We start from the raw sequence: 16,872 nt of genomic DNA on the forward strand, positions 1-16,872 counted from the left end.
AAAACGCGTCTTGCCCTTCCGGTAGAGACGCGTTTTCTCTGCGCCCTACTTCCACAAAGGCCGGCCGCGCTCCACAAGTGCACCATAGGCGTGAACGCGTCTACTATGCTCGGCTTCTACAATTTTTTGCGCTGTGCAGACCACCTGCCGCCGTTGTTGGTTTGTCTCACGACGGCATTCTTGCGCCAGCACCACGCTATCGCGATTCACAGCAGCACTCACCATTTGCCGCACTGAGTCAGGCGTCGCTTGCCGCATCACCGACGATGACAGGCACTCTCCATCAACCGAGGGAGGCGCCAAAGGATCGCCATAGGTAATGGCAGGCGGAGGACAATCCGCCAAAGCACGCTGCAATACAACATCCACAGCTTGATTGAGGTCGTCCCCTTTAAGGAATATCTGCCTTCCATCTGCATGAGCCGTGGCTGTTATCACGGCCATAATACTCACAAGGCCGCTCACAAATTGCATCATCATTCGTCTCTTATTCTGCCTGACAGCCTCTTTACAGATCATACTCTTCTTACCTAATAGCTTAACTTTCTACGCAGCGCATTTACTTGAAAAGTAACGAAACCCCTATCTGACAGATACACATGCCTACGCGCCCCCTTTCATTTTCCGAGCATATCCATAGGCCGCATTAAGACGTGCCGTCATCTCTGTCGCCGCTTTATAAGCCTCCTCCCCCTTATGTAAAAAACGATCTGGATGATGCTTTTTAAGCAGCGTCCTATAGGCTGTTGTGATCTCAACTAATGTCGCACGTTCCGAAACACCCAAAACAACATACCACAACGCCGCTCCCGCTGAGGAAGAAGAATGTTTGTGGCGCTGCCGAGAATGCTCGCGTTGTTGACGTTGTTTCTTAGCACCCTCTTTTTGACGACGCTTCCTGTCTTCTGCTTCCGCCTGTTCTTGCTCATAGCGCAGCAGATACTCCAGAACTTGGTATGAACAACGACAAAACTCTTCCCAACGTCGCGTTTTCTTACCCTGCAAAACATCAGACAGAATCTTTTGGCTTTCATTCGTCTCTAAAGGAGATAATAAACGCTCCAGAAATGCAAAACTCTCTTCTATATTTTGCTGAATAAGCAGCTTTAACAGCTTCTCACCCTCTTTATGGTCATCAGCCCAACGCCCCCAGAGCATCCCAGCCTCTTGATAGGCTTTCTGCTCCTTAGAAGACATAGATGCTTTATGTTCTTTATTCGACGAGGGGCCCTCTTGCTTAGAAGACCGCCCGCCCCCCTCAGAAGAGGTCACTTCAGCATATTTCTTCGTAATAACTCGTATTGAAGTGATGAATAATAGTAAAAATAAGGAAGAAACAACTATAATTATGGAGATAAAGCCAAAAAAATTATTGGATTTGTTTTTGTTATTGTCGCTTAATAATTCTCTATATTTGTTAGATGAAGGCCCATATTTAGACGAATCATAATGATTGTCTTCGTTCACAGGGGAAGATACCTCTTTCCTAGATAAGCGATACCGCTGTCCTATGTCGCCTTCACTGTTTTGTTCTCCCTCTTGAGTGTGGTTCTCAGAGAGATGTGAAGGCGGCGTCATCTCCGTACGATTTTCGGAGGGAATAGGCGCTGCTTCCGAAGATAGTGAGAGCTGATCTAGGTGAGAGAAATTCGTGAATTGAACTAAACTTGGCGCTAATCGCAGCTCATCCTCTCGACCGAGAAAACCATCTTGATGTGATTGTCCCGTCTTTTCTTGCCAACGAAGAATAGCCCTTCTCGTATCTGCCCCATATACACCATCAATCTTCGTTGTTGGGGGTAAATAGCCAAGATCAACAAGCCTCTGCTGTAAAGCCATATGGGCATCTATAGAACGTGTCGCTTCTTCATAAGCTCTAGGCATAAGAAGAGAGCGATATTTATCTGTTATCCGAGCCGTTTTTTGACGATAACATTGTGCTGGGCTTTCTCCCTCATCTGGATCAGGGAAACATGTCTGCACGATTTGAGAATCGGTAATAAAAGTATTTTTGAGCTGTGGCAGTAAATAAGCAGGCGATTGGTGGCGTAAGGCATAATACGCTTGGTCTAAAATCAGCTCACTCCGTGCCGATTCTGGATCACTACATAAAAGAACAAGAATATAAGAACTATGATCTATTTTATAACAATCAAAGTCTGGTGAATAACTCTTTGAAAGAGCCGAACCTGATAAGGTGAACGTAACAATACAGATCAATATGAAATTGAGACAGGACTTTTTCATATAATAATACACGAATCTCTCCTATACTATTACATAGGATCACAGAAAATCGACAGAAGATATATACAATAAATACACCATAAAAAAGGCTGGCCATCTTCATGATAGCCAGCCCTCCACAATCCATGCTTCGTTAAAAGCCCTTAGCCTTCAAACGGGTCTGTCACCAAAATCGTATCGTCACGCTGTGGGCTAGTTGAAAGCAGCGTCACCGGTGCCCCGGTCAGCTCCTCAATGCGGCGCACATATTTGATGGCTTGCGCAGGAAGTTCGGCCCATGAACGCGCTCCTGCTGTCGTCTCACTCCAGCCCGGCATGCTTTCCAAAATCGGCTTAACGCGCGCTTGTGCGCCCGGTGCTGCGGGGAAGCGTTCAATCGGCTTTCCGTCCAGCTCATACCCCACGCAGATCGACACAGTATCCATGCCGTCCAACACGTCCAGCTTCGTCAGAGCAATGCCGTTGACGCCGCCAACACGCACCGCTTGGCGCACCATGGTGGCATCAAACCAGCCACAACGGCGAGGGCGGCCCGTTACCGTGCCAAACTCATGACCACGCTCGGCAATACCTGCACCGACATCATCAAACAATTCTGCCGGGAACGGCCCTTCACCCACACGCGTTGTGTACGCTTTGGCAATCCCCAGCACAAAACCAACAGCCTTTGGCCCCAAGCCACTGCCAGACGCCGCTACAGAAGCCACCGTGTTCGAGCTTGTGACAAACGGATAGGTTCCGTGGTCAACATCCAACATCACGGCCTGAGCGCCTTCAAAGAGGATACGCTTGCGCGCACGCACAGCCTCATCCAGCCGCGCCCAGACTGGGCATGAGAATGGGAGAAGGCGCGGGGTGATCTCATGAAGGAAAGCAAAAATATCGTCTTTGGTGAACGTCTCTGCTCCAAGACCCGCTAGAAGCGTATTATGATGGAGCAGCAGCTCATCAATCTTCCAGTCCAATGTCTCAGGTTCTGTCAGGTCACAGATACGAATCGCCCGCCGTGCTACTTTATCCTCGTAAGCAGGGCCAATACCGCGCCCGGTCGTGCCGATCTTATGCTTCCCACGCGCAACCTCACGCGCACGATCCAACGCCCCATGCACGGGTAAGATCAAAGGGGCAGTCTCTGAAATCCACAAGGTCTCTGGTGTGACCGTCAAGCCCTGTTCAACCACACGGTCGATCTCGCTCATCAAGGCTTTCGGATCCACAACAACGCCATTGCCGATTACGCCAATTTGGCCACGCACCAAACCTGACGGCAACAGGGAAAGCTTATAGACTTTGTCATCAACAACGAGCGTATGCCCAGCGTTATGCCCCCCTTGGAAGCGCACGACGATATCGGCTCGACTGGCTAACCAGTCAACAATCTTGCCTTTACCTTCATCCCCCCATTGGGTGCCAATCACGGTAACATTGGACATAAAAACGGACTTTCCCTCGAGCGTTACACAATAAGAACCAGTGATGTCAGGAGTCAGAGCGCAACGGCTACGCCATCCTGCCAGATATGGCTGCACCGTAGATGACGAGCAGACTCCTTCAGGTCAGCCTCGTCGTCCAACGCTGCGACCGTGGCATAGCCTGCCTCATGCAGACTGGACAAGTCCTTCTTCGATAAACCTGCCGGAACCATACAACGCAACGTCTTAGACAGCGGCGGAGCAACACGAAGCAAGGCTTGAGGATGCAACGTCAGTCCACAGGCATCTTCTGCCCCGGCACGATAGCGCCCACCACGCCCGAGCTCCTCACGACAATGAAGAGCAAAAACCGTCATGCACACGCCGGTATGATAGCGCCATCCACGGAAATCAATCGGGTCGACCGTGACGTGAACCTCTGGCACACGACGAAGCACCGCCCGAACCGTCTCTTTCAAACGAGCGACATGCCCTTTGAGACGTTCTGGGAAGGTCAGCGTGTCCAAAAGCTCCAACGCTCGCTCAGCCGGGCCCGCCGCATTCATCATGCCAAGGAACAGATCCGCCAATTCACCGCCTTGCTCAGCCACAGCCGCTGCATCACGACGGTCGAGCGCATGAATGAGATTGTCCCGCACCGTCCCAGCGAACGATTCATCAATCAACGTCCAGACCAAAACCGGCATCGACAGGTCAAAAGAAATATGCTCAATGCCCATCGCTTGAAGCGCTTCAGCCCCCAGAGCGATCACTTCCGCATCGGCTTGCGCACTATCAGGGCCGATCAGCTCAATGCCAGCTTGCGCAATCTGGCGCTCCCCCTCACGGCCCGGCGTGCCGATAACCACACAATCCCCTGAATAAGACAGGCGCAACGGGCGTGGTAGATCCTTCAAACGCACTTCAGCAATACGAGCAATTTGCGTTGTCATATCAGGACGCAGCGCCATCATCCGGTGTGACGAAGGGTCCAACATCCGAAAGCTCTGCTCAGACAGCGCTTCCCCGGCTCCGCTCAACAAGGAGCTTTCAAACTCTAGCAAAGGGGGGCGTACACGCTCATAGCCATGACGACCAAACACCGCCATCACCTTCGCAATACCGCGTGCTTCTGCTTCCGCCTCTTGTGGCAGCAAGTCCACAAACCCCATAGGCAATAAAGCTGGGCTGGATGTTTCCGGGCTGGACATCATTGTTCAAAAACCTCTTTCGTACGTGCACATGCCCAATCCAACCATGGAAGAAGGGCGTCAATATCATCTGTTTCAACCGTGGCCCCGCCCCAGATACGCAGCCCTGCTGGCGCATCACGATAAGCAGCCAGATCATACCCGGCCTTCTCTTCTGCCACCTGACGCGTCAAGAACGTAACCGCTTCACCCTGTTTTTCGACAGGAAGCGCCGTAAACCACGGGGCGACAATCTTCAAGCAAATGGAGGTGCAAGAACGGGTCGCCTCTTTCTCGCTCAAAAAAGCAACCCAGTCACGTTGCGCAACCCACCGGCTCACCGCTGCGAGGTTGCGCTGAGAGCGCGCTTTAAGCGCAGGCAACCCACCGATTTCTTCCGCCCATTTCAGCCCATCCAGCGCATCTTCCACACAGAGCATTGACGGGGTGTTGATCGTATCGCCACGGAAAATCGCCTCGTTCAGACCCTTTTTATTGGTGAGACGGAAAATCTTTGGCAGGGCACGCGGTGCGGGCTCTTCCAGCCGCGCAACAGCGCGTGGGCTCAAGGCGACCATCCCGTGCGCTGCTTCACCACCCAGTGCTTTCTGCCATGACCATGTCACCACATCGAGCCGATCCCACGGTAAATCCATCGCAAAAGCAGCCGAGGTCGCATCGCAAATAGCGAGGCCTTCATGCTGTTCGGGCACGACATCCACAGAAGGCATACACACACCAGAGGTTGTGCCATTCCACGTCATCACCACATCACGCGACCAATCAATCTGCTCTAAGTTTGGCAACTCACCATAAGGGGCTTCCAACACACGCAGATCGTTAAGTTGCAGCGAATCCCGTAAATCTTTCGCCCATGTGCCTGAAAAGCTCTCAAAAGACAGGACATCAACGCCACGCTGCCCCGCTAAAGCCCATAAGATCATCTCAACAGCGCCGGTATCAGAAGCTGGAACAATGCCAACCTTCCATCCCTTCGGCACAGCGAGCAGCTCAGCTGACCGTGTAATGACCTCATTGAGGCGTTTCCGACCTTCCGCAGCCCGATGAGAACGACCGAGCAAAGCATTCGCCAACACGTCAGGGTGCCATCCGGGGCGTTTGACACAAGGCCCTGAAGAGAAAAATGGTCGTGCCGGACGGCGTGAAGGTTTAGGAAAGGACATAGTAGCGTATCGACCCATTCGCAAAATACAGCCAGACCCTAGCACACCAAGGCTTTCCCACCCTGGCCTCCGGGCCTTTACAATGCAGAATAATAGCAGGTTTTCCCACTAAAATCCCACGCTGTTTTAGGTGTCACACGCTCCCCAGAGCGTCAAGGCACGATCACTCCGAAGACGCAACAGAAACAGCGTCTTCCTCAAGCCTCTGTGCTTCCCATTCCTTATAGCTTGTGTGCGTTCCCACAAGGCGCCAAGATGTCGGCCCCGCAGCGCTGCGTCCCTTCACGATTGCCGCTGCTTCAGAGGTGCTTGAACAGACATAATCTGTGACGAAAATAGCCTTTTGACCGTCCTGCTTCAGCACACCATTGCGGGAAAGTTCCTCATGACGGTGGCTGTAAGACGAATTCTTATCCCCTTTCCATTGAGGATAAGCCTCTGATCCTGCTTCCACCACGAAATTACCATCTTGAAGTACCGCCGTCGCACGAATGTGATATTTACGATAATTCAGCTCAAATCGTGACAGCTGGTCATCGGTCAGCTCATTTTCCAGATACTGAGGCAACACAGGCTGCTGATGAAGCGTGGAACCAGCAGGACGGGCATTTTCAATAAACATATCTACCCGCACCGCAGGAAGCACCATAAAAAGATTATCTAAAAACCCTTCCATATTCGCCCGCTCTGCTTCACGAAGAACCGGGACTGAGGGAGATGTATTATTTTCTAGAAGAGCCCGTTGCACTTTTTGAGCCTGTTCAATTAAACGAGCCTCAAGATAACGACCATACGCTTTGTGAAGCTGATTATTGGTCGTCGTCACCAAAACAGCTTTCTCCCACCATTGTTTATCATCTGCCCGCGCATGCTGCCCTAATCGTGTTCGCAACTCTTCGGCTTCGCCGATATAAGCACGTAACCGCCCCTGCTCATTCTCTCCCAAAAGAAGATATACGCCTGCATGGGCTGTTTCAGAACGTACAAGCGCTTCCTTAAGACGCAAACGCGGCACAACGAGAACATGTCCCGTCCAATCAAAAATTTCTGCAGTTAACAGGCCATCAGGGCGGCCATCAATATAGAACAACTCAAGAGAACGTTTATTGACACCCATCCAGCACCGCTCCTGTATAACTTACAGCAAAGATCGCACGACCCGTAAGCTGGACGTATCAGAGAGCTTTGCTCTGCCCTAATAAAAAAAGGGCCTTGCGGCCCTTCTTCAAAATCTATGGTGCGAGAGAGGGGACTCGAACCCCTAAGCCTTAAAGGCGGTCGATTTTGAGCCGACTGCGTCTACCAGTTCCGCCACTCTCGCTTTATAGAACAGACCCTGTCACCAGAGCGTTGAGCGGGATTATACTCTATCCCACTCTAAAGGGCCAGAGCTAGAAGAGAAAAATATCAACCCTTTCAGAGTTTTTCCTCTCCGCTCATCAATAAAAGATTGCGTACCGCCGCTCCAGATGCACCTTTACCCAAATTATCCAGCCGAGCTGTCAATACAGCATGCCCCCCCTGCCCATGCACGCGAAGCTCCATATCGTCACGCCCTGCAAGCGTATCCGCTAGCAAGCTCGGCTCGCTTTCACAAACACGAATCGTCTTTGCTCCTGCATACGCTTTGCTCAATGCGTCGTGAAGCTCTTCTGGTAGCGGACAGCCCGGAAGTGTCACCAAATGCAGCGGGATGGAAACAATCATCCCTTGTGGGAAATGCCCAACAGACGGCACAAACAATGGATGCCGCGCTAGGCCGCTATAATGGGTGATCTCTGGAAGATGCTTATGGTTCAGCGACAGACCATACAGCATAAAAGCTGGCCCGCCTTCACGCTCATGATCCTCGACCATCTTACGGCCACCGCCGCTATAACCTGATACCGCATTGATCGACACGGGATGATCCATCGGGATAAGGCCAGCATCGACCAATGGATGAAGCAAAGCGATTGCTCCTGTCGCATAACATCCCGGATTGCTGACAAAACGAGCCTGAGCGATCTTCTGGCTGTGCTGCTCATTCAGCTCCGGCAGACCATACACCCATGCAGGATCCACACGATGAGCCGTGCTTGCATCCAAAAAGCGGGTTCGCGTCTCCTGCCCAATCGCCACAGCCTCACGCGCGGCGTCATCAGGCAGGCATAACACGGTAATATCGGCTTGCTCCATCATCGCACGGCGCGCATCCGCCTCTTTACGCAACGCTGGATCAATGCTCAGGAGTTCAAAGCCATAGTTGGAAGGGAGCTCCTCAAGACGACGACGAATCCCCAAGCCTGTTGTCCCAGCTTCACCGTCAATAAAGATACGCGTCGTCATGTTCATCTCCTCTAGGCAACATTCACCACTGAAAACGCTGCTGCCGTTTTTCATAGAGAAGCATGATATGGCCATCCCTTTCAAACGACTCAAGGTGCGTCATACCGATCGCCCCTAAGATCACACGAGATGCTGTGTTATCCTCACGCGCCACCGCCACAACGCGCTCCTCCCCACGATCGAGCACAAAGGAGAGTGCACAGGCAGCAGCTTCACGAGCAATCCCTCGCCCCGAAGCCCATGGGAAAATCGAGATACGCAACCCCAACCCACGCCCATCAGGGCGTTCATGCACGCCCGTCATGCCGACAAAACGGCCTTGCTCAATAATAGAGAAAATACCGACGCCACGACGCGCCCATAAAGCGACATCCTCGGCCATATCAGCTTCGGCCTGCACGCGGCTCCGCACCCCGCCCAGCATACGCCCAAAAGCACAAATATCAGCTTTGAGGCGCGCCATGTCCTCCATATCTGGCCAATTGACCGGACGAAGGACGAGGCGCGCTGTCCGTAGCTCATGGCCCAGCACAGCGCACCCCCTTTCTGTCCATAAGCGGGCTTATGCCCGTCATCTTTCTACCGTTAGCGCACAATCGGACGATAACGAATCCGCCCTGGCTCTGTAGAATCTGGGCCTAAGCGACGACGCTTATCTGCCTCATATTCTTGGAAGTTCCCTTCAAACCATTCCACATGGCTATCGCCTTCAAACGCCAAGATATGAGTTGCCAAACGGTCAAGGAACCAACGGTCATGGGTGACGACCACAGCACAGCCGGCAAAGTTACCGAGCGCTTCTTCAAGCGCACGCAACGTATCAACGTCCAGATCGTTAGTCGGCTCATCGAGCAGAAGAACATTGTTATCTTCTTTGAGCATCTTCGCCAGATGGACGCGGTTACGCTCACCACCGGAAAGCACGCCCATACGTTTTTGCTGGTCTGGCCCTTTAAAGTTAAACGCACCAACATAGGCCCGTGATGGCACGGAACGTTTACCAAGATGGATCACATCCGTCCCGCCGGAAATTTCTTCCCACACGGTTTTGCTATCATCGAGGTCATTACGAGATTGATCCACATAGCCAAGCTTGACGGTATCACCGATGGTCAACTTACCAGCGTCTGGCTTTTCTTGACCCGTAATCATCTTAAACAGCGTGGACTTACCCGCACCGTTTGGCCCGATCACACCCACAATACCGCCCGGTGGCAGTTTGAAGTTTAACTTATCAATCAGCTGACGTTCACCAAAACCTTTGGAAAGATCTTCAGCTTCAATAACCTCACTGCCCAAACGTGGGCCTGGAGTAATGACGATCTCTGCCGTGCCGCCCGTTGCGTCCTGACCAGCTGCCAGCATCTCTTCATAACGCGTAATACGGGCTTTGCTCTTCGCCTGACGGGCCTTTGGAGAGCTGGAAATCCACTCTTTTTCCGCTGCCAGAGCACGCTGGCGAGAGCTTTCTTCTTTCTCTTCTTGGGCCAAGCGCTTCTGCTTCTGCTCCAACCAAGAGGAGTAATTCCCCTCAAATGGATAGCCGCGACCGCGCTCAATCTCCAAAATCCAATTCGTGATGTTATCAAGGAAGTACCGGTCATGGGTGATGACCATCACGGTACCAGTATAGTCACGCAGCGTCTTTTCCAACCATGCCACGCTTTCCGCATCCAAATGGTTGGTCGGCTCATCGAGCAGCAAAATATCGGGTTTTTCAATCAGCAAACGGCACAGAGCGACACGACGGCGCTCACCACCAGAAAGCTTTTCCACAGGACTATCAGCCGGTGGGCAACGCAACGCGTCCAGCGCGATCTCTAAACGGCGGTCCAACTCCCAGCCTTCACCCGCATCAATCTTTTCCTGCAGCTCCGCCTGCTCTGCAAGGAGGTCATTCATCTCCTCGTCAGACATGGGCTCGGCAAATTTGCCAGAAATCTCGTTAAAGCGATCAACCGCTTTCTTGAGCTCACCAAAGCCCTGAGCCACATTCTCGCCAACCGTGAGATTCGGATCAAGCTGAGGCTCCTGCTCCAGATAACCGATCTTAACGCCTTCGGCGGCCCAAGCCTCACCGCCATATTCCTTCTCAATCCCTGCCATAATCTTCAGCAAGGTGGACTTACCGGCGCCGTTCACACCAAGAACACCGATCTTCACACCGGGAAGGAAGGATAGCGTAATGCCTTTAAAAACCTCACGCCCACCCGGATAGGCCTTTGTGAGGTCCTTCATGACATAGACATACTGATAGGCGGCCATGGCAGGTCTCCTCTAACGTAAAGGTAAGGTGGGCATCGGAAGCCGGATTATAACAAGCCCAGTGGCGACAATAACCCGAAGATAAAACCGGGGCACTCCCGTTATAAGATGTCACCTGCGCCCGGCAGGACTCGAACCCGCAACCAAGCCGTTATGAGCGGCCGGCTCTAACCAATTGAGCTACAGGCGCATAGACAGGGCATCTCTTCGCCTAAGATGAGTTTTTTTTCAAGCCTATTTTACCCAAAAAACACAGAAAGGGAAAATTATCTTCTTCACTCCCCCTCTGGGCAGCGCCCTCTTCCCACGGTAAAATCATAGGACGGCCATGTGGCCGAACACACTCTATTCTAACAGGTGCCGATAGTATGGACGTTTCCAAAATCTCCGCAGGCAAAGACGTGCCTCATGATGTCAATGTCGTCATTGAGATTCCGCAAGGCTCTTCCGTAAAGTATGAAGTGGACAAAGAAAGCGGCGCTATCTTTGTGGATCGCTTCCTCTTCACGCCAATGGCTTACCCAACAGCCTATGGCTTCATCCCCAACACACTCGCCGCTGATGGCGACCCGGTAGATGCCCTCGTGCTCACCCCCGCCGCTGTCGTGCCTGGAAGCGTTATTCGTGCCCGCCCCATCGGCGTGCTGCATATGGAAGATGAAAGCGGCCGCGATGAAAAGCTCATCTGTGTCCCACATGACAAAATCCATCCGCAGTTCCACGACATTACGTCAGTGAACCAGCTGCCAGAGATCACGTTGAAATCCATCGCGCATTTCTTTGAGCGCTACAAAGACCTTGAGCCTAACAAATGGGTGAAAGTCTCTGGCTGGGCTGACAAAGATGCCGCCTGCAAAGTGATTGAAGAATCCATCGCCGCTGCGAAAAAATAAGACGTTCTTGCGTTGTATTCTTGGTGGGAGGGGCCGTGCGCTCCTCTTGCTGAGAACTTTAAAAGCCTAGCCAGCACTAGATATAGTGATTATTTAAAAAAATTTCTTTTTATTTTAAGATGCGTCCCAAATCCATTATAAAATACAGAGTTGAAAAACATGAAAGATGAAAAATAACAAAATCCACTTGATAAATATCATACAACAATAAAGGGAACACTCTCTCTTATTACATTAATAGCCCTACCAATTGGAGGCACAATCCTCGTCCTCCATAGCGTTATGTACGGCCTTTTCCCTTACCTGATACAAAACATATCTGTACTCAATCTCACCTTTATCGGCATTACTAGCAACGTCGTCATTATAGTTGCTTTTCTTTATGGTATGCTCTTCAGCGCTTGGTTAGCCGTACTATGCGTAGCGATACGCTCCGAAGGACGTAATTCTCATCTCTTACTTCCTCCTAAGCCATGGGAACAATACGTATGGGGCGGACTATCTCTTTTCGCCTGCATATTGATTGGGGGTATTGCCTTCCATAAAGGCGGAGAACTCTCTTACTTCTTTGGTTATATTTTTTGTGCAGGATTTGTATGCTGGCTCATAATGGATTCCCCAAATAAACACTGGGAAATCCTTCTCAAACGAAGTGCAATAGCCATTATGGTTGCAATAGCTATGCTCGCTGTTCTTCCTCAGGCTTTTTCACCGTTCATGAATGTCATCGTATCAATCCTAGAATACCGCTCAAAAGGTTCTGAAGCTATTCTCGTCGATGATGACGCCTATCAACAGCTCAACGCGTTAACGGCCCCTTATAACCAGAAACCCAAAGCGTGCCTTGTCATGATCGGTTCACAAAAAATGTGGCATCTACAGGACGGAACCATCATTCTCCAAGGGATTGGCAAACAAACCTATGTCTCCGTAGGTTCCGCTCTGCCTCCCCAGCCATTCCTTCCCTCGCAGGTTATGGCTCTACCGCTTGAAGGACTCAGAGAAAAATGTTGAGGAACAGCATTCTGACGACAATCAGGAAAATCTAATAGCGTCCCTTTCGACAGTGCCCCCGCGGCTTCATTGACTATAAGGGACAAAGCTCTCTCCCATTGCGATGCATATAATGAGTCGCCCCCTTCACGGTTCGGTAAGGATAGAAAAGACAAGAACAACCCAAAACACAAAAACGCCCTACCAAAGTGGAAGAGCGTTGCATCATAAAACATTCTGTGATTTTCTCGACTGGAGCGGGCGAAGGGATTCGAACCCTCGACCCCAACCTTGGCAAGGTTGTGCTCTACCCCTGAGCTACGCCCGCATTCCGTTGTCGATGAAGGGTTTATGCTTCAAAAAAGGATGAGATGCAACCCCATCTAGGCGTTTTTTTTGATTTTTTTTCGTTCTTTCTTTTCTCAGCTTCGAAAATTTCTCTCCGCCCTTGTCTTTCCTCATTCAGCAACAACGTCTTTTAATAAGGAGCGAGCTCCTGTCTGTTTGTTCTTTTCTCTTTATCACTATAAAATAATGGGCGTTTCCTCTTATGATCCTAACTTTTACCCCCTCACCACACACGGCTCTCTACGAAATTAACCACTCCCTCCTTGAGCTACTCGTAACATCTCGCGATAATCGTTTATACAAAGTGGCAACAGAGCGGCTCTGTTTCTTTTCTGCGTGAGGGACTGTCGCAGTTTAATCATTCAAACACGCAGCAACAGTGTTCACTTCCTTCTTGTCTGATGACCTTATGACTCATTCTCCAAGTGCTTCACCTCGCGTTCCCTCTTTTACACGACTAACACTAGCTGACATTCCACCTCGTGTCGGGCTTTTCCCTCTGACGGGCACCCTCCTATTGCCGGGCGGGCACCTTCCCCTCAGTGTCTTTGAGCCACGCTATATCGCCTTACTTGAAGCAGCACTTGCCCATGAGCGCCTCATTGGCATTATCCAGCCTCACACTCACTCTGAAACGGATAATCAAAAAGTTCCAGCCCTCGAAAAAGTCGGTACCTTGGGTCGGGTTACCTCATTTACCGAATATGATGATGGCTGCTTTTCCATTACCTTAACGGGCATCAGCCGGTTTTCATTACTTCGGGATGAACTCACCGCTCATGGATGGCGTAACGGCATCATCGACGCAGCATCTTTCGCACAAGATCTGCTCGAAAATAGTTCTATTCCGCTTGATCGCGACGAATTTATGCCCTTGCTTAAACATTATCTTGATGCACGCCAGCTCAAGACAAACTGGGAAGCCCTCCAACATCTCGACGATGAACGCTTGTTGACCGAGCTGCCGATGCTCCTGCCCTTTAACGCGGTTGAGAAACAAACACTTCTTGAGGCCTCGGACATGAACGAACGCGCCACCGTTCTGCTCAACATCCTGCATAACAACACGCACACATCATAAAAAGCGATGATGACAGCTCAATGGTCGGGATAGCACCCTTATAATCCTGTACAGTATGGGAATAGCGATCAATACCTCCCCTCTTTGGCTTTTAGAAATCAAGCTCAACAATGCGACTCTGTGAACCCTTACGATAACATCTTTCCACAACCCCAGCCGTTTTATAGCAACTTTCCATAAAAATACCCCGGCCAGAATAATCTGACCGGGGTATTCCTTTAACAACACGCTGCCTGCTGCTTAGAAGGCTGCCTTGACAGAAGCTTGGGCTCCACTATCAACCGAATGATTCCCGTACTGCCCAATGTAAGACAGATCAACATTCACACGATCAGAAAGCTTCGCAGCCACCCCGAGATTCACAACAGCAGCATCTCGTGAAAGCGGCACACTCGACACATCCATCCCGTTCCGTAAACCGGTCGAAGCGAAGGCTTGATTCACGCTAGACGACGTCAGACCGAATGTATGACGATAAGCCGCAGAGCCATGAGGTGTGAAGAGCGTACGTCCCATAAAGAAGGATGTTGAAGCACGCAAACCAAACGTTGCGAACGTCACACCTGTATTCATAGAACGCCCAACCAACGCAGAAGACCCACCATGCTCACGATAATGGTCTGTATGCTGATTGACATAAGCCCCATTCGCGAAAGGCTCAAACACCGTTCTCTTACCTGCATGAATTTTATAAGCCAACTCACCAAAGCCCTGGGCCGTTCCACCCATATAACCACTGCTGAGGCGATCGCTAAATGTATTGATCGCAACTGAACGACGCATGCTCATAATGTTCCACGTATAGGAAGCACCTAAGCGCAGATGCAAGTTCCCCCAATGCCGTCCAGCGTAACCCCCAATGGAGATATTATCGCTATGGCCAGAGGAGCTTAGGCCATTATTGATATTGAACATTGAATGCCCATAGCTGACCATCGTCCCAATACGCCACGTATTAAAGATAGGCGCATCCACACCCATAATAAATCCAGCGGTGGAGTGATGCATGGTGGACGCATTGCCATCACCAGAGTTATGACCAAGGCTCCCTAGAGCGCGTCCCCACAGGACTGGCTCATGCGCTAGGCAAGCACTGGTTTTGCGCCCTGTTTTAACACTAGCCGTACTGATCCCGTTACTGGAGCTTCCATCGCAATCCGCACTGTCGAGACGGTCAAACACCGCATCACGAACAAAGAAGCTATCTTGAATAAGCGCCGTGCGCACAGAGGCATGAACTTCACCCGAAAGAGCACCTAGATGAGAGCGCGCCTCCCCTTCAGACATGGGCATAAAGAGCTGCGAAAGAGGGGTATTAACATCCAAGCTATCAAGCCCTGCACCAGCCGCACGTGTATTACGGGATGTTGCGATACTAGCGTACGTCAGATTGCTACGTGCCGCCACCAGAGCCAATACAGGGTCAGAAATATTCTCCAATTCCGGAATAACGAAGGAAGAACGTCCAATTGTTAAATTGGAATTAGCGATCAGATTCTTCGTTGCCTGTGAAATATCGCTCACATTGATCTTATTCGATGATGTAGCGATCACATAAGCTTGCCCATAACGAAGAGACGTATCCCCAGTCACGTGGAAATGAAAGTCATTCCCTGTAAAGTTAGCGGTTCCATTCACAACGACACTATTGCTCTTAAGGACATTATATGTTGTCCCAGAATCATTAGTGATCGTTTTTCCTGTTCCCTGTGACAGAGCATTAACACTGAGCACTGATCCCTGGTTCATATTAAGATCTTTATTGATCGTCAAAGACCCAAGAGGGTTATTAGCCGTTCCTGGAGATAAGGTAGAGCCGGAGGCCATATTAACAGACCCACCAACAGTGCCCTGACCTGACAAGGTTGTACCAGCATCCATTTTGGTATCGCCCGTTGCCTTACTCTCATCACCATTGACTTCAAGCGACCCTGCACGAATATGCGTCTCACCCGTATAGGTATGGTTTCCCGTAAAAACAGTGGCAATATTTGTGTTTTGAGTGAAGTCAGTATCCCCAGAGATCACATTGGCGAAGTTAGTGTTATTAACGTTATTAAGCTCAATATGCCCCTTATTAACGTTCAGATCACTCGTAACATACCCACTTGTTTTTCCATCACCAACACTAACAGTACCATCATTCACTTTAATCTCATGGGAGTACGTATTGTTGTCAGCAAAAACAAGCGTATTGTTATTTGCATTATTGACAATAACATTCCCACCACTTCCAAATGGTGTTCGCAATGTTCCCTTCAGACTATTAATCGTCAGGTTACCATCCACATTTTTCATTTGAATGGAGTTACCACCATCATGAAGTGAAAGAGTATTAATGTTTGCTCCTTGGGCCCCAACACCAAGAGTATTAGTGCCACTCGCTGCCAAAGTTCCATTGACAGTCGCATCATTCAGCGTGAGCGCCGTATTCTGGATATTAAGATCATTGACGGTTGCTTTTTGCGCAACATCAACGCTGCCACCACTGCTGCTAAGCGTGTCTGCATGGACACCAGCCCCCTGAAGAGCAACTTTTCCATCTGTATTATTAAGCGTACCAACTGCAGCATGGTCAAAGAGGCTAACAGAACTCCCCTGCCCAGAATTATTCAGAGAGCCTGCTGCTGCACTATCCTTTAACGTAACAGCTCCATCTTTATTGCTCAGATCACCAGCAATTTTCGCATTATTGGTGAGCGCAACCTGCGTTCCCTGCCCGGAAGTTGTGAGAGAGCCCATCTGAGAAGTGCCATTAAGTGCAACATTCCCGTTCGTACTCGTGACATTCCCACCAACATACGCATGGTCGTTAAGGGTTAAATTGCCATCCGCATTCGAAAGGTCTTTCGCAACACCAGCATTACCATTCAGCGTGACGCTTTCACCAGCTCCCTTACTGGAAAGAGAGCCTACCGTCGCGCCGTCATT

General features: G+C 50.5%; 13 protein-coding genes and 3 tRNA genes. 3 read left to right on the forward strand and 13 right to left on the reverse strand.

Annotated features, from left to right (window positions below; genetic code table 11):
• Nucleotides 1-45 precede the first annotated feature (45 nt).
• The 11 genes from F457_RS0111165 to F457_RS0111215 form a co-directional block, all read right to left on the reverse strand.
• The gene (locus F457_RS0111165) at nt 46-477 is read right to left on the reverse strand and encodes a hypothetical protein (protein WP_156809452.1); all 432 of its coding nucleotides are present in this window, start codon (nt 475-477) and stop codon (nt 46-48) included.
• Nucleotides 478-603: 126 nt separating this feature from the next.
• Entirely contained in the window at nt 604-2,247 is a 1,644-nt protein-coding gene (locus F457_RS0111170) for a DnaJ domain-containing protein (protein WP_169584133.1), read from the reverse strand.
• Between the two features lie 143 nt (nt 2,248-2,390).
• Nucleotides 2,391-3,680 carry an adenylosuccinate synthase gene (locus tag F457_RS0111175; RefSeq protein WP_020684115.1) on the reverse strand — a complete coding sequence of 430 codons (1,290 nt, stop codon included), beginning with the start codon at nt 3,678-3,680 and terminating at the stop codon, nt 2,391-2,393.
• A gap of 53 nt (nt 3,681-3,733) precedes the next feature.
• Nucleotides 3,734-4,870, reverse strand: a complete 1,137-nt coding sequence (locus F457_RS0111180) for an ATP phosphoribosyltransferase regulatory subunit (RefSeq protein WP_156809453.1) — start codon at nt 4,868-4,870, stop codon at nt 3,734-3,736.
• Nucleotides 4,870-6,033 (reverse strand): phosphoserine transaminase, encoded by a 1,164-nt coding sequence (locus F457_RS0111185; RefSeq protein WP_018981234.1) that lies wholly within the window; start codon nt 6,031-6,033, stop codon nt 4,870-4,872. The genes F457_RS0111180 and F457_RS0111185 overlap by 1 nt, the downstream gene beginning before the upstream one ends.
• Before the next feature lie 163 nt (nt 6,034-6,196).
• The gene (locus F457_RS0111190; RefSeq protein WP_018981235.1) at nt 6,197-7,150 is read right to left on the reverse strand and encodes a GIY-YIG nuclease family protein; all 954 of its coding nucleotides are present in this window, start codon (nt 7,148-7,150) and stop codon (nt 6,197-6,199) included.
• 118 nt (nt 7,151-7,268) lie between these two features.
• A tRNA-Leu gene (locus F457_RS0111195) sits at nt 7,269-7,354 on the reverse strand.
• A gap of 95 nt (nt 7,355-7,449) precedes the next feature.
• Nucleotides 7,450-8,361 carry an N-acetyl-gamma-glutamyl-phosphate reductase gene (gene argC, locus F457_RS0111200; RefSeq protein ID WP_018981236.1) on the reverse strand — a complete coding sequence of 304 codons (912 nt, stop codon included), beginning with the start codon at nt 8,359-8,361 and terminating at the stop codon, nt 7,450-7,452.
• A gap of 22 nt (nt 8,362-8,383) precedes the next feature.
• Nucleotides 8,384-8,893, reverse strand: a complete 510-nt coding sequence (locus F457_RS0111205) for a GNAT family N-acetyltransferase (protein ID WP_018981237.1) — start codon at nt 8,891-8,893, stop codon at nt 8,384-8,386.
• 53 nt (nt 8,894-8,946) lie between these two features.
• Nucleotides 8,947-10,626: an energy-dependent translational throttle protein EttA gene (ettA, locus tag F457_RS0111210; protein ID WP_018981238.1), complete on the reverse strand. Its 1,680-nt coding sequence runs from the start codon at nt 10,624-10,626 to the stop codon at nt 8,947-8,949.
• A 116-nt stretch (nt 10,627-10,742) separates the two neighbouring features.
• Nucleotides 10,743-10,816 (reverse strand) — tRNA-Ile (locus F457_RS0111215).
• A 178-nt stretch (nt 10,817-10,994) separates the two neighbouring features.
• Between F457_RS0111215 and ppa the strand changes: the two genes are divergently transcribed.
• Both ppa and F457_RS14140 read left to right on the forward strand, forming a co-directional pair.
• Nucleotides 10,995-11,519: an inorganic diphosphatase gene (gene ppa / locus F457_RS0111220; RefSeq protein WP_018981239.1), complete on the forward strand. Its 525-nt coding sequence runs from the start codon at nt 10,995-10,997 to the stop codon at nt 11,517-11,519.
• Nucleotides 11,520-12,185: 666 nt separating this feature from the next.
• A complete protein-coding gene (locus F457_RS14140) occupies nt 12,186-12,533 on the forward strand; it encodes a hypothetical protein (RefSeq protein WP_211209052.1) in 348 nt (115 codons plus the stop codon).
• A 232-nt stretch (nt 12,534-12,765) separates the two neighbouring features.
• On the opposite strand, the gene F457_RS0111230 is transcribed toward F457_RS14140, so the two are convergent.
• Nucleotides 12,766-12,840 (reverse strand) — tRNA-Gly (locus F457_RS0111230).
• Between the two features lie 429 nt (nt 12,841-13,269).
• Here F457_RS0111230 and F457_RS0111240 point away from each other — a divergent pair.
• Nucleotides 13,270-13,941: an LON peptidase substrate-binding domain-containing protein gene (locus tag F457_RS0111240; RefSeq protein WP_018981241.1), complete on the forward strand. Its 672-nt coding sequence runs from the start codon at nt 13,270-13,272 to the stop codon at nt 13,939-13,941.
• Between the two features lie 240 nt (nt 13,942-14,181).
• On the opposite strand, the gene F457_RS13665 is transcribed toward F457_RS0111240, so the two are convergent.
• Nucleotides 14,182-16,872, reverse strand: a 2,691-nt coding sequence (locus tag F457_RS13665) for an autotransporter family protein (RefSeq protein ID WP_018981242.1), incomplete at its 5' end; no start/stop codon positions are given.

The sequence above is a fragment of the Saccharibacter floricola DSM 15669 genome (genome assembly GCF_000378165.1).
In the GTDB taxonomy this organism is placed as follows: domain Bacteria; phylum Pseudomonadota; class Alphaproteobacteria; order Acetobacterales; family Acetobacteraceae; genus Saccharibacter; species Saccharibacter floricola.

What these genes read in the sequence shown, in the direction of transcription:
- F457_RS0111165 (WP_156809452.1), bottom strand. Translation starts at nt 477, where the DNA reads ATGATGCAATTTGTGAGCGGCCTTGTGAGTATTATGGCCGTGATAACA.
- F457_RS0111170 (WP_169584133.1), bottom strand. Translation starts at nt 2,247, where the DNA reads ATGAAAAAGTCCTGTCTCAATTTCATATTGATCTGTATTGTTACGTTC.
- F457_RS0111175 (WP_020684115.1), bottom strand. Translation starts at nt 3,680, where the DNA reads ATGTCCAATGTTACCGTGATTGGCACCCAATGGGGGGATGAAGGTAAA.
- F457_RS0111180 (WP_156809453.1), bottom strand. Translation starts at nt 4,870, where the DNA reads ATGTCCAGCCCGGAAACATCCAGCCCAGCTTTATTGCCTATGGGGTTT.
- F457_RS0111185 (WP_018981234.1), bottom strand. Translation starts at nt 6,033, where the DNA reads ATGTCCTTTCCTAAACCTTCACGCCGTCCGGCACGACCATTTTTCTCT.
- F457_RS0111190 (WP_018981235.1), bottom strand. Translation starts at nt 7,150, where the DNA reads ATGGGTGTCAATAAACGTTCTCTTGAGTTGTTCTATATTGATGGCCGC.
- argC (WP_018981236.1), bottom strand. Translation starts at nt 8,361, where the DNA reads ATGACGACGCGTATCTTTATTGACGGTGAAGCTGGGACAACAGGCTTG.
- ettA (WP_018981238.1), bottom strand. Translation starts at nt 10,626, where the DNA reads ATGGCCGCCTATCAGTATGTCTATGTCATGAAGGACCTCACAAAGGCC.
- ppa (WP_018981239.1), top strand. Translation starts at nt 10,995, where the DNA reads ATGGACGTTTCCAAAATCTCCGCAGGCAAAGACGTGCCTCATGATGTC.
- F457_RS14140 (WP_211209052.1), top strand. Translation starts at nt 12,186, where the DNA reads ATGGTTGCAATAGCTATGCTCGCTGTTCTTCCTCAGGCTTTTTCACCG.
- F457_RS0111240 (WP_018981241.1), top strand. Translation starts at nt 13,270, where the DNA reads ATGACTCATTCTCCAAGTGCTTCACCTCGCGTTCCCTCTTTTACACGA.